Raw genomic sequence first — 19585 nt, 5'->3', positions numbered from 1 at the left:
GTGCGGTCAGTCCACGGCAGATTTATACGCCCGGTCCTGTTCGATTACGCCAGTGGCTACGCTGGTCGTGTGCGTCGACCGCGCGGACGATATCGGCCGGAAGACCGGGCTGGAGACGCCCGTCGTCGGCTGGGAGGCCGTGCGGTCGCTCGTGACGGACGTCGGACTCGCGGACCCGGAGGATTCGAGCGTGAACTCGCTCCTGGAGACCCTCCGGGTCGCCCGAGACCTCCGGGACGACGACGAGGAGGCGGTCGTCGCGGTCGTCTCGGGGGCGAGCGACAGCGTCGTCGGCGCGGACCGCGCGGTCGCGCTCCAGCTCGACGACCTGATCGCGGAGCACGAACTCGACCGCGCCGTCGTCGTCATCGACAGCGCCGAAGACGAACGCCTCGTCCCCGTCGTCGAGAGCCGACTGAACGTCGACAGCGTCGACCGCGTCGTCGTCCGGCAGGCCAGGGACATCGAGTCGACGTACTACCTCCTCAAGCAGTTCCTCGCCGACGAGGAGCTACGGCAGACCATCCTCGTCCCCGTCGGGCTGGCGTTCGTCGCGTTCCCGGCGCTCGCGCTCATGTACAGTCCCGCCATCGGCGCGGCGACGATCACCGCCGTCATCGGGATATTCCTCCTCTACAAGGGCTTCAGTATCGACGACGTCCTCACCGACGTCGCCGGCCAGACGCGGGATGCGCTGTACTCCGGGAACGTCTCCGTCGTCACGTACGTCGTCGCCGTCGGCCTCACGTTCGTCGGTCTCTTCGTCGGCGCGCTCGCCGCCTCGAACCTCACCGACGTCGAAGGCGTCGTCCTACCAGCGATGCGGTTCGCGTACGACGCCGTCCCGTGGCTGACGGGCGCGGGCGTCACCGCGAGCGCCGGCCGCATCCTCGACGAGTACCTCACCGACGACCGGACGCTGTCGTCGTCGAGCCTGAACATTCCCTTCGTGCTCACGTCCGTCGCACTCGTCGTCCGTGGCTTCAGCGGGTACTTCCTCGAACGCGCCGGCGTCTTCGACCGCTTCACCGTCCCGACGACGCAACTCGGCGCCGTCCGCATCGAATCGTTCACGCTCGGCACCGGTGAACGCCTCGCCGTGTTCGTCGTCGCCGCCGTCCTCCTCGCCATCGCCGGCGTCCAGGTCGCCGCGTTCCTCACCGAACCGACCATCGACGACGAGGTCGAGGAGGACGGCGACGAGCTCGAGACCGGGTCGTAGCCCCGTCCAGGCGCGTCCGCGAAACCGCGGGAGGTTTGTGCGCGGCTTCCCACCGTCCCGATATGACAGCCGACGGCTCGTGGGTGAGCCTGTTCTCGGGCGGGAAGGACTCGTCGTGGGCGCTCCATCAGGCGCTCGAACGCGGCCTGGACGTCTCCCGGCTCGTGACCGTCCACCCCGAGAACGACTCGTACATGTACCACGTTCCGGCGACCCACCTCACCGGGCTCGCCGCGGAGAGCATCGGTATCGACCTCGTCGACGTCCACCCCGCGGACTTCGAAGCCGAGACCGCGACCGACTCGGGCGCGCAAGGTGACGCGGAGCTCGAACCGCTGGAAGCCGCGCTCGCGGACCTCGACGCGACCCTCCCGGGAGGTATCGCGGGCGTGACCGCGGGCGCCGTCGAGAGCGAGTACCAGACGAGCCGCATCGAAGCGATGTGCGAACGCCTGGACTGCGAGCTGTTCGCACCGCTCTGGCGGGAGGACCCGCGAGCGCTCGGTGACGCGATGCTCGACGCCGGCTTCGAGATCGTCGTCCTCCAGGTCGCCGCGGGCGGCCTCGACGAGTCCTGGCTCGGCCGGACGCTCGACCGCGACGCACTAGACGAACTCGAAGCGCTCCACGACGAGTACGGCGTGCACGTCCTCGGCGAAGGCGGCGAGTTCGAGACGTTCGTCCTCGACGGCCCACACATGGACCACCGCATCGACGTCGAGTACGACACCGTCTGGGAGGGCACTCGCGGTCACGTCGAGATAACGAACGCAGAACTCGAATAGGGCGTCACCCCGTCCGGACCCCCGAACCAGTACGAACGACAGCAGCGGCGCCCGTACGCTTGTGCAATCCGAGCGTCAGAAACGGCGTCCACCGGACGCCGTACGCTCGTGCGACCGGTTACTCCCCGTTCGAGATCTGGGTGTGTGCGCCGATGAGCGCGCCGGCGAGGTCGAGGTTGTCGAGGTGCGTGTGCTCGTCGATGATGGAGTTCCGGAGGTCGCACGCGGTGATGGTGGCGTCCGAGAACACGACGGAGTGATCGAGGTGGCTGTCGGTGACGGTCGCGTCCCCCATGACGTGGACGTTCTCGCCGAGCGTCGTGTCCTGCAACGTGGCCGCCTCCGAGATGTGGTTGTCGCCGTTCAGATACCAGGCGACCGCTTCGAGGTACGACTCGGGCGTGCCGATGTCGAACCACGCACCGTCGAACGTGAACGCGTACGTGTCCTCGCGAGCCTGCAGCCACTGCACGAACCACCCGGGTTCGTCGGGGTTGTTATCGCCGGAGAGGTACGTCTCGAGGAGCCCGACGGTCTCCGCGGTGAACGCGTAGCACGCGATGGAGACGAGCGTGCTGTTCGGGTCGTCGGGTTTCTCCTGGAAGTCGACGACCTGCTCGCCGTCGAGTTCCACGAGCCCGTAGGACTTCGCGCGTTCCTTCGACCCGACGTCGTACGCGGCGAGCGACGGCGCGTCCTTCGCTTCGAAGAAGTCGATGAACTCGGAGACGTCGAAACTGATGAGGTTGTCGCCGGCGACGACGACGAGGTCGTCGTCGATCCCCTCGCGGTCGACGAGCTGGGCGAGCGCGCCGATGACGCCGAACTTCTCGTCCTCGCCGGTCGTGTCCTCGACGGAGAGCACGGGCTTCTCGAAGTCGCTCTCGGCGAGGTACGACTCGAAGTCGCCCGCGAAGCGTTCGTTCGTGGAGACGTAGACGTCAGAGATGCGGTCGTCCTCCTCGAGTTCCGCGAATATCTGGTCGATGACCGTCGACTCGCCGACCGGGAGGAACATCTTCGGTCGGTGTTTCGTAATCGGCCACATGCGGGTGGCGTAGCCGCCTGCGAGCACGACTGCTTTCATATCCCCGAGTTCTCCGTCCCCTTTCAAGACCTTTGTCCTTCGCTGTCGAGCGATTGGCACGTCCGGTCGAGATTGCCGACGGCTACAGCCCTTCGAGGTGAGTGAACGTGGAGCGCGTCGACCGTGGTCGCGGCGAGCGAGGGTGCGCCGTCGTTCGCCCCGTGGTCGCGCGCTCGATGTCTCGGAGTCCCCCGAGCGCAACAAGACGTTTATCGCTCGACTGCGAACTCGTTCGCATGCGCGAGGCCGAGGCGACCACGCGGCAGCGCATGACCGACCGACTCCGCGACGACCCCGCCACGCCGAGCGCGCTGGCGACGGAGTTCGAAGTGACAGCCGGCGCCGCGCTCCGGCACGTCGAGCACATCTCTCGAACGGTTGCGGGGAGCGACGACGACGAGGAACTCCTGGTCGCACCGCCGGAGTGCGTCGAGTGCGGGTTCAGCGACTTCGACGACCTCCTCAACCGGCCGTCGCGCTGCCCGGAGTGCAAGCACGAGGGCGTCGAGGAGCCGGCGTTCGTCATCGAATCGGACCCCTGACCGGGGCCCGTGCTCGCCCCGACCGCCCCGTCGTCGCCGCGACGACGGAGTGGCGGTCGTGAGCGACCGTAAGCCCGATACCGACGCGCTCCTCTACCTCGAGTCGATGACCGAGGGGACGCGGGTGGCGAGCGTCGATGAGGTTCCCGTCGAGTCGACGCACCTGTTCAGGGTGCGTGACGGCGACGGCGAGGTGGACGAGGCGATGCTGACGCGACAGAGCGACGGCGTCGTCGCGTACCTGAACCGCTGCATGCACTTCCGGCACATCCGGATCGACAAGGGCGATGGCGCGCCGATGCGCGACGGCGAACTCGTCTGCCGGAATCACGCGGCGATGTTCGAGGCGGACTCGGGCGTCTGCACGTACGGCCCCTGCGAGGGCGCGGTGCTCGACGACGTCGAGACCGCGACGCGCGACGGCGACGTCTTCCTCGTCGACGACGACTTCGAGTACGTCGGCGACGGCCCCATCGAGACCGACGGCGAGGCGAGCACGTCCGAGTCGAACGTCGAGTGGTGACGGCTCCGTCAGGACCGTCGTCTCGGCCGTGCGTTCGCGACGTACAGCGTCTCGCGGACGCCGGGGAGCGGTTCGGGCGTCGCGGGAACGACGACCGGGTCGGCGCCGAGCGTCGTGAACGCGGCGACGGCGTCCGCGGCCCGCGCGACGTCGACGAGCGGGCGCTGGAGTTCCGGTGGACAGTTCAGCGCGTACACGACGTCCGCGTCGGCGTACACCGCCAGGTCGGGGTTCGTGACGTCGTCGCGGACGAACGCGACGCGCTCCGGGAACGACCCGTCCGCGACGCTCCGCGGTTCCGTGACGTCGGTCGCGGTGACGGACCGTCCGCGAGCGGCGAGCGCGCTCGCGACCGCGGGCCGATTCCCGACGCCGACCTCGACGAGGGCGTCGAACTCGTCGAGGCGATCGGCGAGCGCCACGTGGACTTCCTCTCGTGTTCCCACGCCGGGATGTTTATACGTGGAGGTATCTAACGATAGCGCATGCTCGTCGACATCGTCCCTGTCGGGGAGGTGCCGGCGCACGTCAAGCGCGCCGCCTCCGAGGGACTCAGGTCGGTATATGGGTGCGACGTGAGCGTCCACGAACCCCAGCCGTCGCCGAAGGAAGCCTACGACACGCAACGCAAGCAGTACGCCGCCGAGGAGTTCATCCAGCTTGCCGAACGAGAAGGGTCTGGCGAGAAGAACATCGCCATCACCGCCGAGGACCTCTTCTACCGTCGACGGAACTACGTGTTCGGGCTCGCGTACCTCGACGGAAGCGGGAGCGTCGTCTCCACGTACCGGCTGCAGACGTCGAGCGACGGCGGTATCGCGGAGACTGACGACGGCGACGTCTTCCAGCGTCGCATCCGGAAGGAGATCGTGCACGAGATCGGGCACACGCTCGGGCTCGAGCACTGCGACAACAAGCGCTGCGTCATGAACTTCTCCCCGACGGTTCGCGAGGTTGACGTGAAGGAGGAGACGCTCTGCGGGACGTGCCAGCGACAAGTCCTCTGAGATGGAACTGCCCGCTGGCTGGCATCGAGAGTACGAGGGACGTCACGGCGCGGAGTACTTCTACGACCGACGGAACCTCACGGTGAGCGTGCTCCCGCGGTACGAGCGCGCGTACGGGCGAGCGAGCCAGAAGGAGCCCGTGGCGTACGTGGTTCGCGTGCATCGCATCCTCGACCCGGAGCCGGCCGTCCCGATGACGCTCGGGGAACGCGAGACGTTCGCGGCCGCCAATGAACTGGCGCGGAAGTACATGCGGCGAGTGGATACGCGGAGTCTGCGTGCGGCGAACGACGACGCGTTCGCGGCGTTCACGGACGTCGCGAGCTACGACGACGACGTCCTCGTCGAGCTCTGTCGCTCGCTCGCCCGGTCAGCGATCGAGGTCGTCGTGCACGTCGACGACGGGCGAGTCAGCGTCGCGCACGCGTCGAACGAGTCACCGGCGGCGGTCCGCGACCGCCTCACGGCGCGCGTTCGACAGTTCGGTGACCTCACGGGCCCCGGTGACAGCGCGTGCTATCTCGCTCGTGCGACGACCGACCTCGCGTGGGTCTCGCGTGGCGGGACGAACGGCACGCTCGTCGAGTTCGCGGACGCGCACGACGACGTCGGCGCGTTCCTCGACGAGGTCGGCTCGTTCGTCCGTCGACGAGACGTCGACACGGACGCGACGTGAGGGACCGACGCCCGACGTCGACACGGACCCTGCGTGACGACAGCGATGTCTGACGCAGACACGGATGCGAAGAGAACAGAGACCGACGCGGCGAGCTAGTTCGCGTAGTAGTACTCGCCGTCCTTACGCTGCTGCTTGTCCTTCTGACTGCCGGGTTTGTTGACGCGCGGGCGCTTCGTGCGTTCGTCGCGTCGGAACGTCACGCCGAGGTTCGAGAGGAACTCGTTCATCCCCGACCGCATCTCCTGGGGCGGCGTCGCGTGCCCGTGCTTCGCGGGTTCGCCCTCGAACACCTGCAGGCGGTCCGCGAGCAGGTCGATCATGTAGATGTCGTGGTCGATGACCATCACGGTCGCGTCCTGGCGTTCGGCGTACCGGCGGATCGCGCGCGTCGCCTGCACGCGCTGCTCGACGTCCAGGTGCGCCGACGGTTCGTCGAGGAGGTAGAGGTCCGCGTTCTCCGAGAGGCAGGCCGCGATGGCGACGCGTTGTCGCTCCCCACCGGAGAGGTCCTCGAGGTTCTGCTCCATGATGCGGTTCAACTGGAGGGGTTGAGCGATCTCGGTGTTCCAGTAACTCGACCCGAACTGGTCGGTGATGGACTGCAGGAAGACGTCGACGCGCATCGGCTGCCCGATGTCGATGTACTGGGGCTTGTAGGAGATGTCGAGGTCGACGTCGACGGCGCCGCTCGTCGGCTCCAGGTTCCCCGCGAGCATCTTCGCGAACGTCGACTTCCCGATACCGTTCGGGCCGACGATGCCCAGCACCTCGTTCTCCCGGATGGCGCCACCGTCGACGGCGAGGCTGAACTCGCCGTCGCCGTAGCTCATCTCCATATCCGGGTACTCCGCGAGCACCTGTCCCTTCTCGACGGGGCGGGGCGCGTGCTCCTCGAACTTGATCGCGTTCGGGCGAACGCGCATGTTCTCGTTCTCCAGGTAGCCCTTGAGGTACTCGTTGATGCCGTTCCGGACGCTCTTGGGGTCCGTGACGACGCCGTACGCGCCGGGTTCCCCGTACGCGATGTTGAGGTTGTCCGCGAGCAGGTCGAGGATGGCGAGGTCGTGCTCGACGACGAGCATCGACTTCTCGCCCTCGTCTGCGAGTTCGCGGATGATGCGCGCCGCGGTGACGCGCTGCCCGATGTCGAGGTACGGCGTGATCTCGTCGAGGAAGTAGAAGTCCGCGTCGCGAGCGAGACACGCGATGATGGCGACGCGCTGCAGTTCCCCGCCGGAGAGGCTGTCGATGGACTGGTCCATCACGGGCGCGATCTCCATGCGTTCGACGAGCTCGTCGAGGACGCCGCGTTCGTCCGTGGCCTCGAGGAGGTCGCGGGTGACGCCGTCGAACTGCGAGGGAATCTCGTCCACGTACTGCGGTTTCCGCGATACCGACAGCTCGCCCTCGTCGAGGCGCTCGAGGTACGTCTGCTTCTCGGTCCCGCGGTACTCGTCGAGCACCGCCTCGAAGTCCGGCGGGTTCGCGTACTCGCCGAGGTTCGGCTGGAGTTCGCCCGCGAGGATGCGGACCGCGGTCGTCTTCCCGATGCCGTTCGGGCCGAGGATGCCCGTCACCTGCCCGCGCTGGGGCGTCGGCAGTCCGTACAGCGAGAACGCGTTCTCGCCGTAGCGATGCGCGGGATGCTCCTCGAGCTCGCTCGGGAGGTTGATAATCTCGATCGCGTCGAACGGGCACTTCTCGACGCAGATACCGCAGGTCTCCCCGAGACAGATCTCCTCGCTGATGCGGACCTGGTCCGGTTTCCCGTCCTCGGCGTCCTCGCCGCGGACGGTGATGCACTCCTTGCCCGTGCGGTTCGGCGGACAGAAGTTCTTGCACTCGTAGTTACATCGGTCGGGCTGGCAGCGTTCCAGGTCCACGACCGCGATGCTGTCGTCGGCCATGTCAGTTCCAGAGGCCGGCGAGCGCGTGCTTCGCTCCGGACGCGAGCGCCTCGTTGGCGGCCGCGGCGCTGTGTGCGTCGGAGGTGAGGATGATCGTCCACGTCACGAACCACATGGAGAACGTGATGAAGAGGATGAACAGGAAGTCCTTCGCGCCGAAGTCGTCCTTGTAGATGCCCAGGACCTGCTGGAGGATGGGCTGGACGGCGACGGCCGCGAGGACGATGAGCTGCGCCGTCTGGTCCTTCGAGGCGGCGGCGGCGCTCATGTCCTGCGTGAGGAACCACGACCCGAACGCGGCGGCGACGCCGAGGGCGGCGGCGATACCGGTACGGGTCACGGAGAGGACGTGCGCTTGTCGTTGGCTCTGCGTCTCTGTCGCCATACCGTCTTGTCCGTGACGTCGCCCCAAAAGCCGTTCGCTCTCCGTGCGCCCCAGCGGTCCACTGTGTTGGCCACAGGGGTGTTCGCGGCGTCCGGGAACCGGCGATTCCCTCTGGTTCGGGTCAAGCTTTAAGAGCGATGGGCGTTTCGATTCGTAACGATGAGTGACTCAGGGGAGGACCTCGACGAGCTACCGCCGAGCGCGAAACTCGTCTACAAGGTACTCGAGTACGACGGCCCGCTCACCCAGAAACAGATAGTCGAGGAGTCGATGCTCTCGGCGCGGACGGTCCGGTACGCGCTGGAGCGACTACAGGACATCGACCTCGTCAGCCAGGACGTCTACTTCGCGGACGCCCGGCAGAGCCTCTACGAGCTGACGGGCGAACCCATCGCGGCGGACGGCGGGGAGACCGACGGCGACGTCGAGACCTGCTGCGCCGAGTAAGACCGGCTCGCGTCGATCTCCCGCCGTCTCAGTCCGTGTGAACAAGGTTCGTGAGTTCCTGCGAACCAGCCGTCTCAGCCCGATGGACAGCCGTCTCAGTCCGTGTGGACCGTTATCGGTGCCTTCCGGTCGATGGCGCGCTCCAGTTCCTCGGCGATCGCGCTCCCTCGCGAGACCTGGACCTCGCCGCCGCGACCGACGGTCGCCGTGAACAGGTACTCGTCCTCCGCACGGATCTCGACGGTCTCGCCGACGTGGCCGTCCACGGGAACGACGATGTGACGACTCGTGATCTCGGGCTCGGTGAGTTGCCCAGTCGAACCGCCGCCGGCACTGGCACCGCTTCCGCCGGTACTGCCGCCGCTCGACCCCGTCTCGTAGTGCGGGTTCTCGTCGTGCGTGCGGACGTCGATGTCGATACCCAGGCGGTTCTCGACGTCCTGGATGCGTCCGCCGCCCTTCCCGATGACGCTCGAGATATCGTCGTCGTCGACGTACACGACCGCGGTGTTCTGCCCCTTCAACTGGACGCTGACGTGTCCGCGAGCAATCGAGCGAATTTCGCGTTCGATCTCCTGTTTCGCGATCCGGTTCACGCCGGTCTCGCTCCCGCCGTCCTCGGCGTCGTCGAGCGGGACGGTGACGACCTGGCGGTTGAACGTGTAGATCTCGTACTTCGGCTCGTCGGTCTCGAAGTCGTTGATCGTGATGACGGGGCGCGCCAGGTCCTCCTCGGTGAGGCCGTGGGGTACCTTCACCTCGGTGTTCACGTCGTACACGGTGTCGACCTCGCCGGCTTCGATGTAGACGACGGTGTCGACGACCTGTGGAATCATGCCGAGTTCGACGCGACCGACGAGGCGCTGGAGGGCGTCGATGGCGCGGGTGGCGTGCACGACGCCGAGCATCCCGACGCCCGCGAGCCGCATGTCCGCGAACACCTCGAAGTCGTCGGTCTTCCGGACCTCGTCGTAGATCGTGTAGTCCGGCCGCACCATCAGCAGCGAGTCGGCGGTGTTCGCCATCGACCCGTCGAGTTCGGTGTACTGCGTGATGTCCGCGTCCACCTGGAGGTCGCGGGGTTTCTCCATCGTCTTCACGGAGAAGTCGTGGTCGTTCAGGTAGTTCGCGACCGCCTGCGCGAACGTCGACTTCCCCGCCCCGGGACTCCCGGAGATGAGGACGCCGCGCTGGCGCTCCAGCAGCCGTTCCTTGAGTTCGTCGGCGAAGTCGTAGTCGTCGATGTCCGTGAGCGCGATCGGGCGAACGGCCGTGATCTCGACGCCGTCGCTGAACGGCGGCCGTGCGACCGCGATCCGGTAGTCCCGGAACTGCACGATGTCCATCCCGGTCTTCGAGAGCTCGAGGAATCCCTCTGACTCCTCCTTGGCGGCGTTGATGATCTCGTTCGCGTACTCGTCCATCGTCGCCTCGTCGAGCGGATCGTCGGCGATCTCGACGTAATGCATGTCGCCGATCTCGCCGCGTTTGGCCTTCGGGACCGCGCCCGCCTTGAGGTGGACGCTCATCGTGTCCTCGGTGAAGTAGGTCTCGACGTTGAGCGTGCCGAGCTCCTCGACCTCGGGGGAGACGACGTCCACGTCGATACCTTTCGCCTTCGCGACCTCGCCCTGAACGACGTCGCTCGTCAGGAAGACGGCGTCGCGCTCCTCGGCGAGTTCGCGGATGAGCGCGTCGATCTCGCCTTCGCTCGCCGCGTCGATGGCGACGTCGTCGGGACGCGTCCCGATGTACGCGAGTTCGACGACGCCGTCGTCCGCGCGCTCGGCGAGGCGCTGTAACTCCTCGAGGCCCGCCCAGCCGGTGTCGTGGCCGGCGTTCGCCTGCGCTTCGAGCTCAGCGACGACGGCCTCGGGCACCATGATGGTGGCGCCGTCGTACGTGCCGTCGTCGACCTTCGCGGACACGCGGCCGTCGACGACCACGCTCGTGTCCGGGACTACGTTCATGCACGACCCTACGGGCCTCGCCGTTTAAAAGGGTGGTCTGTTGGTCGATGCCATAGATTCCAGCGTCGTGGGAACGAGCGGGGGACTGTCGTTCGTCGACGGCGTGCCCTCGGTCATGGATCCGTCGATGGAGTTCGGCCTGGGTGGACTGAATCGGTTCGTCGAGGCGGACTCGCTCACAGGGCAAATCGGATTGGACGACGAGGACATCGCGTGGCGGAAGACGTTCATCGGGTTCGACGAGGCGGACGTGCGTCGGCTCGAGGACCTGGAACCGCTCCTGCGCGAGAACCAGGACGCGATAGCGGACGCGTTCTACGACAACCTCACCGACCACGAGCAGACGACGCGCGTCATCGAGCGGTCGCCGAAGAGCGTCGAGGACCTCAAGCGCACGCAGAAGGCGTACCTCGTGTCGCTCGCGACCGGCGACTACGACGAGGAGTACTTCAAGAACCGGGCGCGCATCGGGAAGCTCCACGAGATAATGGACATGCCCCTGAAGCACTACGTCGGCCAGTACGGTCTGTACTACGACCTCATCCTGTCCCGGGTCGACGAGCGCGTTCAGGGGCAGGTGGTGGACGCCATCGAGGAGTGGGTGGCCGAGCGCGAGGCCGACGAGGGCGGGCTTGAGCGCGTCGTCGGCGCGCTCCGCGGCCTCGGTGGTGACGACGACCCGGACGGGCTCGACGCGTCCCTGGAGGAGACGGTGCGTGATTCGATCCACGACGGGATGCAGGACGTGCTCGCGGTGCTGCGCATCCTGAACCTCGACCTCCAGGTGGCCAGCGACACGTACGTCGACTCGTACAGTCAGCGCCTGGAGCGCGCGATCGACCGACAGCGGGCGCTCGCCGCGGAGGTCGAGGAGGCGGTGCAGCCGCCGGTCGAGCAACTGGAGGCGTCGTCGTCGTCGGTCGCGGACAGCGCGACGACCATCCAGGACCACACCGAAGCGCAGGCCGATGGCGTCGCCGATGCGGCGGCGGACCTGGAGGAGGTGAGTGCGGCCGCGGAGGAGGTGGCGTCGGTCGCGGCCGACGTCCGGGAGACGAGCGAGCGCGCGACCGACGTCGCCGACGACGGCGTGACGGCCGCCGAGGAGGCGATGACGGCGCTCGAGGAGGTGTCGACGGCGACCGACCGACTGCTCGACGCGGCGGAGACCGTCGAGGCGCGCGCCGAGGACATCGAGACGGTCGTCGACCGCGTCGACGGTGTCGTCGACCGGACCGCGGTGCTGGCGACGAACGCGAAGGTCGAGGCCGAGCGCGAGCAGGGGACCGGGCCGGTCGCGACGATCGCGTCGGAACTTGAGACGTTCGTCTCGCAGACGCGCGGGGACCTCGCGGACGTCGACGAGGCGGCGACGGCGGTCCGCGAGGAGGCAGCCGACACGCGTGATGTCGTCGAGACGGCGAGCGACCGCGTCGACGAGAGCCACGAGCGGGTCGCGGCGGCGCTCGAGTCGCTGGACGACGTCGAGGGCGCGGTCACGGAGTCGGCGGCGGGCATGCAGGAGGTCGCGGCGGCGGCCGACCAGCAGGCGCGGTCGGTGACGGCGGTGTCGGAGACTGTCGAGGACCTCGCGGACGCGGCGGACGCGGTCGCCGCGGAGGCGGCGTCGGTCGCGACCGCGAGCGAGCAGCAGGCCGAGAGCGCGCGCCACGTCGCCGCGGCGGTCGAGAAGCTGTCGACGGACGCGGTCGGCGAGGAGGAGCGCGTGTACGAGAAGGTCTGAAGGGGGTCTCGGTCGGGCCGGGTCCGGGCGAGGGCCCGGTGGTGGTCAGGGTGCGTCGTCGACGGCGACGTCGACGTCGGCGCCGTCGTCGATGTCGATGTCGACGGCGTACCGGTCGAGCGCGAACAGGAGGACGGCGCCGATGGCGGCGACGACCGCGAACTGGACGAGGACGTCGTTCGTCCACGCGAGACTGTCGCGCGTGGACACCTCGTTGACGGGGGCGCGGAGTGCGCCGGCGACGAGCGCGACGAGGAACGCCATGGTGGTCCGGCGGTCCGCTTCGAGCGCGCGGTCGACGAGGCGCGCGACGGTGAAGAGGCCGACAGCGGCGCCGACGAGGAACGCGAACACGGTCGCTGCGGGTTCGAGCGCGCGGTCGAGCGCGCCGCCGGTTGCGAGCGCGAGGAGGGCGTCGGTGAACGTCGACAGCGATTCGGTGAGGTACGTGTACTGGCCGAGGACGACGAGGATGAGCGCGCCGGAGATACCGGGGAGTATCATCGCGCTGATGGCGACGGTGCCGGCGACGAACGTGAGGAGGAGGCTCCGGCCGGCGAGCAGTTCGATGTTCCCGGAGAGCGCGAACGCGACGACGAACCCGCCGGCGGCGGCGGTGGCGTGCCGAGCGGTGTCGAGGTCGAGCTGGCGTAGGAGGACGATGGCGCTCGCGAGGATGAGCCCGAAGAAGAACCCGAAGAGGGCGACGGGATGGTTCACCTCGGCGAAGTGGACGACCCTGGAGACGAGGACGAGCGCGGCGGCGATGCCGACGCCGAGGGTGCCGAGGAACAGCGCGTCGGTCTCCTCGACGACCGTCCAGAGGCCGTCGGCGTCCAGGGTGCCGACGGCGCGAAGCGCGCGCACGCCGGCGTCGGGCGTGAGATCGGTGATGCCGTCGATGAGTCGGTCGTAGATGCCGGCCAGGAGCGCGATGGTGCCGCCGGAGACGCCGGGGACGGCGTCGGCAGTCCCCATGCAGAGGCCGATGAGGAGCACGCGGATGGAGAGTCCGTCTGCGTCGTCGGTCATTCGACCGGTGGTTGCGAGAGCGCGGAGAAACCTCTTGTGGAGTCGCCTCACACGCCAAGGCATGAGCGACGCGAACGACGACGAGGACGGCGGCGCCGCTCGCGACCACGAGCACTCCGAGGTCGTCGAGTTGACACGGGCGCTCGTCTCGGTCCCGGTCGCCGACGCCGAGTCGGCCGCTGGCGACCGCATCGAGGCGTGGCTGCGCGAGCACGCACCCGGCGCCGTGCTGCGGGACGACCACGGGAACGTCTTCGCGCGCCGGACGCCCGGCGACTCCTCGGAGACGGGCGACAGCGAGGACCTCTCTGACGCCGGCGACGTGACAGGAGGCGACAGGGCGACGCTCGCGCTCGTCGGCCATCACGACGTCGTCGACCCGGCGGACTCGCAGGTCGACGACGACGGGACGATGACGGTCGCCGTCGACGAGGATGCCGCGGCGGAGGGAGTACGCGTCCGCGGTCGCGGGACGGCGGACATGAAGGGTGCGGTCGCGGCGGCGATGCTCGCGTTCCGGGACGCCGACCTTGGCTCGTCAGAGACGCGGTCACGGGACCTCGTGTTCGCGTCGTTCGTCGGCGAGGAGGTCGGCGGTGAGGGGTGTCGGGCGGCCATCGCCGACGGGTTCGCGCCGACGTGGGCGGTCGTCGGCGAGGGGTCGACGGGGTACTCGGCGCCGGGCGTGACCGACGTCGCTATCGCGCACAAGGGCCGGCGGGCGGTGACCGTCGAGGCGACGGGTGCGGCGGCGCACGCGAGCGAACCGGAGGCGGGCGAGAACGCAATCTATCGCGCGACGGACGCCGTGGACGGCCTCCGTGACCTCGCGTGGCCGACGGTCGACGTCGCGGGCGAGCGGCTTGCGGGGAGCGTCGTCGTCACGGAGGTCGACGGCGGGAGCGCGTGGAACGTCGTCCCGGATCGCTGCGAGGTGACCGTCGACGAGCGGACGGTGCCCGGCGAGCGCGCCGACGTCGAACGCGTCGAGGACGTCCCGGGGGTCTCCGTGCGCGTCGACCAGGACCTCCCGCCGATGCGATGCCGCGACGACGCGTTCGCGGCCGCGGTCCTCGCGGCCGCCGACGCCGTCCAGGACGGGACGCCCGAGCGCGTGTCGAAGCCGCACGCGACGGACGCCGGCTGGCTCGACGACCGCGCCGGCGCCGCGTGCGTCGTCTGCGGCGCCGCCGAACCCGGCGAGGCGCACACCGACGCCGAGAGCGCGAGCGTCGCCGTCCTCGAACGCTGCCGGCGGCTCTACGAGCGACTCGCCGCGTCGTCGCTCGACTGAGACGCGCGGTCCTCGCGAGCGCCGTCCGCGCCGACGACCGCCGGGAGGACGTGGAGGCCGGCGGCGACCGCGAGCATCGCGAGACTCATCGCGAGCAGGAGGGGCTCGGTGCGGTGGACGCCCAGCCAGAGGAGCGCGCCGAGGAAGTACAGGTGCGTGCAGAGGACCGCGAGCGACGGGAGCACGGCAGGTCTGCGGAGCACGGCGTCGGTCCTGGCGACGGCGACCGCTGCCAGGGTTATGCACGCGCCGAGCACGACCGCCTTCCGGGTCGTCGATTCGAGCGTCACGAGATCCCACGCGAACATCGCCGCGTAGATGAGCGCGGACGCGGCGACGAGCGTCACCACAGCGGCGACGGCTCGCGCGCGGACCGCGTCGACGCCTGCGGACCACGTGACGTCACCGAACCGGTCGAGTGCGGCGTCGTACACGGCGACGAACAGGAACCCGACCGCGAACCACCCGAAGAAGTTCCCGAGCGGCACGCCGAAGTACTCGCCGGCGGGCGTCCACGTCCAGAACCCGACGGGCTGGAAGCGGATGGCGATCGCGTCGAGCGCCAGGTCGACGTGCAGCACGAACAGCGCGACGAACGCCGCACGCGTCGGTGGCGCTATCTCCCAGCGTCGCGCGGTCTCGTAGCCCGCGTACAGGACGACGCTCCATCCGAGACCGATGGCGACCGGGATGCCCGCGACGTCGAGGAAGCGCGCGGCCGGGTACGTGTAGTCCTCGAACCCGAGGACGACGAGCTTCTCCAAGACGAGCCCGTAGACGACCGACGTCGCGAAGAACGGCACGTCCGCGGTCCGGTACGCGTGCACGCCACAGAGGCTGGCGGTGACGAGCGCGAGCATCTCGAAGCTCGCGTACGGCGAGACCATACCGGGGAGCACGACGGAGTGACTGATAAGTCACGGGGTGGCGAACGCGGCGGACCGGCCACCGCGGCCGACTCCGGAAACCATGGTTTCTTGACCGGACGACGGCAACTATTGCCCGATGGCTACAGACGCTTCCGCAGCGACGGAGACGCCGGCGGTGTACGACGAGTTCCTCGCGACGGTCGAGCGATACAAGAACCTCGGGTACGCGCAGGGCGTGCTCTCGTGGGACCAGGAGGTCATGATGCCCGAGGCCGGGACGCCCGCTCGCTCCCGGCAGACCGCGGCGCTGTCGGCGGTGAGCCACGAGATACTGACGGGCGACGAGCTCGGCGAGCAACTCGACGCGCTCGCGGACGTCGACCTGACCGACGAACAGCAGGCGGTCGTCCGCGAGATCTCGCGGGAGCGCGACCGGGCGACGAGCGTCCCGACCGAGCTCGTCGAGGAGATCTCCCAGAAGACCAGCGAGGCGCATCCGACGTGGAAGGAGGCGAAGGAGGCCGACGACTTCTCGACGTTCGCGCCGGCGCTCGAGGAGCTCGTGGAGCTCAAGCGCGAGTACGCCGAGCACATCGCGCCCGACCAGGACCCCTACGAGACGCTGTTCGAGGAGTACGAGCCGTCGCTCGGCCTCGACACCGCGGAACGCGTCTTGGAGCGCCTCAAGGAGGAGCTGCCGCCGCTCATCGAGGCGGTCCGGGAGAGCGACGCCGACCTGGCGCTCGACTCGTTCGACGGCACCTACGACGCGGACGACCAGATGGACTTCGTGCGCGCGGTGCTGGACGAACTCGGGTACGACTGGGAGCGCGGTCGGCTCGACGAGGCCCCGCATCCGTTCTCGTCGGGGACGCAGTTCGACGCGCGCGTCACGACGCGGTTCGACGAGGAGGACCCGCTCGGGGCGACGTACTCGACCGTGCACGAGTTCGGGCACGCGACGTACACGCTCGGGCTCCCCGACGAGCACTACGGGACGCCGCTCGGCGAAGCGCGTGACCTCACCGTCCACGAGTCCCAGAGTCGGCTCTGGGAGAACCACGTCGGGCGCTCGAAGGCGTTCTGGCAGTACTTCCTCCCGGAACTGAAGGACCACTTCGACGGCCTGGACGACGTCACCGTCGACGACGCCTACGAGGCCGCGAACCAGGTGTACGAGGACAACCTCATCCGCGTGGAGGCGGACGAGCTCACGTACCACATGCACATCGTCGTGCGGTTCGAGATCGAGCGCGACCTCATCGCGGGCAACCTCGACGTCGAGGACGTCCCCGAGGCGTGGAACGACAAGTACGAGCAGTACCTCGGAATCCGCCCGGACACCGACGCCGAGGGCTGCCTGCAGGACATCCACTGGAGTCACGGGAGCTTCGGGTACTTCTCGACGTACTCGCTCGGGTCGGTGCTCGCCAGCCAGCTGTACGCCGCCGCCGAGGACGACGTCGAGGACCTAGACGCGAAGCTCCGCGAGGGCGAGTTCGACCCGCTCATGGACTGGCTGAACGAGAACGTCCACGGACACGGGAAGCGCTACGAGACCGACGACCTCGTCCGCGAGGCGACCGGCGAGTCCTACAGCGCGGACTACTTCCTCGACTACGTCACCGAGAAGTACGGCGACCTCTACGACCTGGACTGACGACGTCGCAGCCACGCAGTCGCTGCCGCTCTACATCTCGCCGTCGACCGATTCCGTACTCGTGGGCCTGCAGTCGAGCAAGAGAGCCGTCCCAGAAGTGAGAACGGCGAGCGAGGCCGCTATTCGAGGTCGAAGCGGTCGTTCGTCATGACCTTGTGCCAGGCGTCGACGAAGTCCTGGACGAACTTCTCTTCGGCGTCGTCGGCGCCGTAGACCTCGGCGATGGCGCGGAGTCGCGAGTTCGACCCGAAGACGAGGTCGAAGCGCGTTCCGGTCCACTCGACCTCGCCGGTGTCGCGGTCCACCATCTCGTAGACGCCGTCCTCGTCGGTCTCCTCCCACTCGTAGTCCATCGTGAGGAGGGTCTCGAAGAAGTCGTTCGTGAGCGTCCCCGGCGAGTCCGTGAAGACGCCGTGGTCGGAGTCGTCGTAGTTCGCGTCGAGCGCACGCATCCCACCGACGAGGGCCGTCATCTCGTCCGCGGTCAGGTTCAGGAGTTCGGCCTTGTCGACGAGGAGTTCCTCCGCGCGGCGGTCGGTGTCCTCGCCGAGGTAGTTCCGGAAGCCGTCGGCCTTCGGCTGCAGGGCCTCGAAGGACTCGACGTCCGTCTGTTCCTCGGTGGCGTCGGTGCGACCGGGTTCGAACGGCACCTCGACGTCGTACCCGGCGTCGGCCGCGGCCTCCTCGACGGCGGCGTTCCCGCCGAGGACGACGAGGTCCGCGAGCGACACGCGAACGCCGTCCGAGCGCGAGTCGTTGAACTCGCTCTGGATGCCCTCGAGCGTGTCGAGGACGCGGTCGAGCTGCGCGGGGTCGTTGACCGCCCACTCGTTCTGGGGGGCCAGGCGGATGCGCGCGCCGTTCGCGCCGCCGCGCTTGTCGCTATCGCGGTACGAGTACGCGGCCGCCCACGCCGTCTCGACGAGCTCGGAGCGCGAGAGGTCGGCGTCGAGTATCTCCGACTTGAGGTCGGCGACGTCGTCGTCGTCGACGAGCTCGTGGTCGCGGTCGGGGAGCGGGTCCTGCCAGATCATCTCCTCGTCGGGGACCTCGGGACCGAGGAACCGCTCCGGCGGCCCCATGTCGCGGTGCGTGAGCTTGTACCACGCCTTCGCGAACGCCATCCCGAACGCCATCGGGTTGTCCTGGAACTCCTCGAGGGCCTCCCGGTAGTCGGGGTCGCGCTTCAGCGCGATGTCCGTCGTCAGCATCATCGGCGACTCCGGCTCGTCGCCGTGCGACGGCTCAGCGGCGTCGCGGAGCTCCTCGTCGACCGGCAGCCACTGCCAGGCGCCGCCCGGACCCTTCTGGGCCGCCCACTCGTGGTCGAGGAGGTTGTCGACGTACTCGAGGTCCCAGTCGGTGGGCGACTGCGTCCACGGGCCCTCGATACCGCTCGTGATGGTGTCTTTGCCCTTCCCCGAGCCGTAGTCGCTCTCCCAGCCCAGGCCCTGTTCCTCGATGGGTGCGGCCTCCGGCTCCGGGCCGACGTGCTCGTCGGGGTCCGCGGCACCGTGGACCTTCCCGAACGTGTGCCCACCGGCGATGAGTGCCGCCGTCTCCTCGTCGTTCATCGCCATCCGGCTGAACGACTCGCGGATGTTCTTCGCCGACAGCTCCGGGTCCGGGTTCCCGTCGGGACCCTCAGGGTTCACGTAGATGAGACCCATGACGGTCGCACCGAGGTCGCCCTCGATCTGCCCGGGTTCGGGGACGCGCTCGGACGCCTCCATCTCCGTCTCCGGCCCCCAGTCGGTGGCTTCGTCGGGAGCGAACGCGTCCTCGCGGCCGCCCGCGAACCCGAACGTCTTCGCGCCCATCGACTCGATGGCGACGTTCCCCGCGAGGATCATCAGGTCCGCCCACGACAGCTTCCGTCCGTACTTCTTCTTCACGGGCCACAGCAGGCGACGGGCCTTGTCGAGGTTCGCGTTGTCCGGCCACGAGTTCAGTGGCGCCAGTCGCTGCATGCCCTCGGCCGCGCCACCGCGCCCGTCGCTCGTCCGGTACGTGCCGGCGCTATGCCACGCCATCCGGATGAACAGCGGCCCGTAGTGCCCGTAGTCCGCCGGCCACCAGTCCTGCGAGGTCGTCATGACGTCCTCGATGTCGTCCTTGACGGCGTCGAGGTCGAGGGACTGGAATGCCTCGGCGTAGTCGAAGTCCTCGCCTTTCGGGTCGATCTGTCGCGCGTTCTGGTCGAGGAGGTCGACGTTCAACTGCTCCGGCCACCAATCCTGATTTGTCCTTCTCATCAACGCACACTACTGGCCTTACCCTATTAACAGTGTTCAACCCACAAGGAATCTTCGCGCAGGACGAACCGAATGCGAGGACTCGGGAACTTTTGTTCCGGGAGCAGGGGGCGACCGTGGAGGGTCGCGATACGGGTCGGTCGGCCGGCGCGACCCGGAATAAATCCGAATGCCGGC

General features: G+C 68.5%; 18 protein-coding genes. 10 read left to right on the top strand and 8 right to left on the bottom strand.

Annotated features, from left to right (window positions below):
- Nucleotides 1-52 precede the first annotated feature (52 nt).
- A complete protein-coding gene (locus tag SM754_RS04580) occupies nt 53-1222 on the top strand; it encodes a DUF373 family protein (RefSeq protein ID WP_501993735.1) in 1170 nt (389 codons plus the stop codon).
- Between the two features lie 62 nt (nt 1223-1284).
- Nucleotides 1285-2007, top strand: a complete 723-nt coding sequence (locus SM754_RS04575; protein ID WP_323675020.1) for a diphthine--ammonia ligase — start codon at nt 1285-1287, stop codon at nt 2005-2007.
- Nucleotides 2008-2125: 118 nt separating this feature from the next.
- Here the strand turns inward: SM754_RS04575 and SM754_RS04570 are convergent, their stop codons facing one another.
- Nucleotides 2126-3094, bottom strand: coding sequence for a nucleotidyltransferase family protein (locus SM754_RS04570; protein WP_323675019.1), 969 nt, complete (start codon nt 3092-3094; stop codon nt 2126-2128).
- A gap of 236 nt (nt 3095-3330) precedes the next feature.
- Here SM754_RS04570 and SM754_RS04565 point away from each other — a divergent pair, with 236 nt between their 5' ends.
- Together SM754_RS04565 and SM754_RS04560 are read left to right on the top strand one after the other, a co-directional pair.
- Nucleotides 3331-3636: a transcriptional regulator gene (locus tag SM754_RS04565; RefSeq protein WP_323675018.1), complete on the top strand. Its 306-nt coding sequence runs from the start codon at nt 3331-3333 to the stop codon at nt 3634-3636.
- 106 nt (nt 3637-3742) lie between these two features.
- Complete coding sequence (locus tag SM754_RS04560; RefSeq protein WP_501993754.1) at nt 3743-4159, top strand: Rieske (2Fe-2S) protein; 417 nt, start codon at nt 3743-3745, stop codon at nt 4157-4159.
- A gap of 8 nt (nt 4160-4167) precedes the next feature.
- On the opposite strand, the gene SM754_RS04555 is transcribed toward SM754_RS04560, so the two are convergent.
- On the bottom strand, nt 4168-4605 hold the full coding sequence (locus SM754_RS04555; RefSeq protein ID WP_323675016.1) for a UPF0146 family protein: 438 nt from the start codon (nt 4603-4605) through the stop codon (nt 4168-4170).
- Between the two features lie 39 nt (nt 4606-4644).
- On the opposite strand from SM754_RS04555, the gene SM754_RS04550 reads away from it, so the two are divergent.
- The gene (locus SM754_RS04550; RefSeq protein WP_323675015.1) at nt 4645-5166 is read left to right on the top strand and encodes an archaemetzincin family Zn-dependent metalloprotease; all 522 of its coding nucleotides are present in this window, start codon (nt 4645-4647) and stop codon (nt 5164-5166) included.
- Nucleotide 5167: 1 nt separating this feature from the next.
- Nucleotides 5168-5842: a hypothetical protein gene (locus SM754_RS04545; RefSeq protein WP_323675014.1), complete on the top strand. Its 675-nt coding sequence runs from the start codon at nt 5168-5170 to the stop codon at nt 5840-5842.
- 95 nt (nt 5843-5937) lie between these two features.
- Here SM754_RS04545 and SM754_RS04540 read toward each other — a convergent pair whose 3' ends face one another.
- Both SM754_RS04540 and SM754_RS04535 read right to left on the bottom strand, forming a co-directional pair.
- A complete protein-coding gene (locus SM754_RS04540) occupies nt 5938-7752 on the bottom strand; it encodes a ribosome biogenesis/translation initiation ATPase RLI (protein ID WP_323675013.1) in 1815 nt (604 codons plus the stop codon).
- 1 nt (nt 7753) lies between these two features.
- A complete protein-coding gene (locus SM754_RS04535) occupies nt 7754-8137 on the bottom strand; it encodes an EMC6-like membrane protein (RefSeq protein ID WP_323675012.1) in 384 nt (127 codons plus the stop codon).
- 159 nt (nt 8138-8296) lie between these two features.
- Between SM754_RS04535 and SM754_RS04530 the strand changes: the two genes are divergently transcribed.
- On the top strand, nt 8297-8584 hold the full coding sequence (locus tag SM754_RS04530; RefSeq protein ID WP_323675011.1) for a winged helix-turn-helix transcriptional regulator: 288 nt from the start codon (nt 8297-8299) through the stop codon (nt 8582-8584).
- Between the two features lie 95 nt (nt 8585-8679).
- Here SM754_RS04530 and SM754_RS04525 read toward each other — a convergent pair whose 3' ends face one another.
- Nucleotides 8680-10554 carry a PINc/VapC family ATPase gene (locus SM754_RS04525; protein ID WP_323675010.1) on the bottom strand — a complete coding sequence of 625 codons (1875 nt, stop codon included), beginning with the start codon at nt 10552-10554 and terminating at the stop codon, nt 8680-8682.
- A gap of 115 nt (nt 10555-10669) precedes the next feature.
- Between SM754_RS04525 and SM754_RS04520 the strand changes: the two genes are divergently transcribed.
- Nucleotides 10670-12298 (top strand): protoglobin domain-containing protein, encoded by a 1629-nt coding sequence (locus SM754_RS04520; RefSeq protein ID WP_501993753.1) that lies wholly within the window; start codon nt 10670-10672, stop codon nt 12296-12298.
- A 45-nt stretch (nt 12299-12343) separates the two neighbouring features.
- Here the strand turns inward: SM754_RS04520 and SM754_RS04515 are convergent, their stop codons facing one another.
- Nucleotides 12344-13330, bottom strand: coding sequence for a DUF368 domain-containing protein (locus tag SM754_RS04515; protein WP_323675008.1), 987 nt, complete (start codon nt 13328-13330; stop codon nt 12344-12346).
- A 61-nt stretch (nt 13331-13391) separates the two neighbouring features.
- On the opposite strand from SM754_RS04515, the gene SM754_RS04510 reads away from it, so the two are divergent.
- Entirely contained in the window at nt 13392-14624 is a 1233-nt protein-coding gene (locus SM754_RS04510) for a M20 family metallopeptidase (RefSeq protein ID WP_323675007.1), read from the top strand.
- Here SM754_RS04510 and SM754_RS04505 read toward each other — a convergent pair.
- Complete coding sequence (locus SM754_RS04505; protein ID WP_323675006.1) at nt 14591-15511, bottom strand: carotenoid biosynthesis protein; 921 nt, start codon at nt 15509-15511, stop codon at nt 14591-14593. The two genes, SM754_RS04510 and SM754_RS04505, sit on opposite strands and share 34 nt — an antisense overlap.
- A 118-nt stretch (nt 15512-15629) precedes the next feature.
- Between SM754_RS04505 and SM754_RS04500 the strand changes: the two genes are divergently transcribed.
- On the top strand, nt 15630-17153 hold the full coding sequence (locus tag SM754_RS04500; RefSeq protein ID WP_323675005.1) for a carboxypeptidase M32: 1524 nt from the start codon (nt 15630-15632) through the stop codon (nt 17151-17153).
- Nucleotides 17154-17272: 119 nt separating this feature from the next.
- Here the strand turns inward: SM754_RS04500 and katG are convergent, their stop codons facing one another.
- Nucleotides 17273-19408 (bottom strand): catalase/peroxidase HPI, encoded by a 2136-nt coding sequence (gene katG, locus SM754_RS04495; protein WP_323675004.1) that lies wholly within the window; start codon nt 19406-19408, stop codon nt 17273-17275.
- Nucleotides 19409-19585 lie beyond the last annotated feature (177 nt).

It is taken from the genome of Halorubellus amylolyticus (assembly GCF_034808145.1).
In the GTDB taxonomy this organism is placed as follows: domain Archaea; phylum Halobacteriota; class Halobacteria; order Halobacteriales; family Natrialbaceae; genus Halorubellus.
Note: the sequence above shows the minus strand (reverse complement) of the source record. Positions and strands in the feature narration are given on the sequence as shown.

Bases quoted from the DNA above. Each gene is read 5' to 3' on its own strand.
- SM754_RS04530 (WP_323675011.1), top strand. From the start codon at position 8,297: ATGAGTGACTCAGGGGAGGACCTCGACGAGCTACCGCCGAGCGCGAAA.
- SM754_RS04550 (WP_323675015.1), top strand. From the start codon at position 4,645: ATGCTCGTCGACATCGTCCCTGTCGGGGAGGTGCCGGCGCACGTCAAG.
- SM754_RS04570 (WP_323675019.1), bottom strand. From the start codon at position 3,094: ATGAAAGCAGTCGTGCTCGCAGGCGGCTACGCCACCCGCATGTGGCCG.
- SM754_RS04520 (WP_501993753.1), top strand. From the start codon at position 10,670: ATGGATCCGTCGATGGAGTTCGGCCTGGGTGGACTGAATCGGTTCGTC.
- SM754_RS04525 (WP_323675010.1), bottom strand. From the start codon at position 10,554: ATGAACGTAGTCCCGGACACGAGCGTGGTCGTCGACGGCCGCGTGTCC.
- SM754_RS04560 (WP_501993754.1), top strand. From the start codon at position 3,743: ATGACCGAGGGGACGCGGGTGGCGAGCGTCGATGAGGTTCCCGTCGAG.
- katG (WP_323675004.1), bottom strand. From the start codon at position 19,408: ATGAGAAGGACAAATCAGGATTGGTGGCCGGAGCAGTTGAACGTCGAC.
- SM754_RS04535 (WP_323675012.1), bottom strand. From the start codon at position 8,137: ATGGCGACAGAGACGCAGAGCCAACGACAAGCGCACGTCCTCTCCGTG.
- SM754_RS04510 (WP_323675007.1), top strand. From the start codon at position 13,392: ATGAGCGACGCGAACGACGACGAGGACGGCGGCGCCGCTCGCGACCAC.
- SM754_RS04515 (WP_323675008.1), bottom strand. From the start codon at position 13,330: ATGACCGACGACGCAGACGGACTCTCCATCCGCGTGCTCCTCATCGGC.
- SM754_RS04565 (WP_323675018.1), top strand. From the start codon at position 3,331: ATGCGCGAGGCCGAGGCGACCACGCGGCAGCGCATGACCGACCGACTC.
- SM754_RS04545 (WP_323675014.1), top strand. From the start codon at position 5,168: ATGGAACTGCCCGCTGGCTGGCATCGAGAGTACGAGGGACGTCACGGC.
- SM754_RS04505 (WP_323675006.1), bottom strand. From the start codon at position 15,511: ATGGTCTCGCCGTACGCGAGCTTCGAGATGCTCGCGCTCGTCACCGCC.
- SM754_RS04500 (WP_323675005.1), top strand. From the start codon at position 15,630: ATGGCTACAGACGCTTCCGCAGCGACGGAGACGCCGGCGGTGTACGAC.
- SM754_RS04575 (WP_323675020.1), top strand. From the start codon at position 1,285: ATGACAGCCGACGGCTCGTGGGTGAGCCTGTTCTCGGGCGGGAAGGAC.
- SM754_RS04540 (WP_323675013.1), bottom strand. From the start codon at position 7,752: ATGGCCGACGACAGCATCGCGGTCGTGGACCTGGAACGCTGCCAGCCC.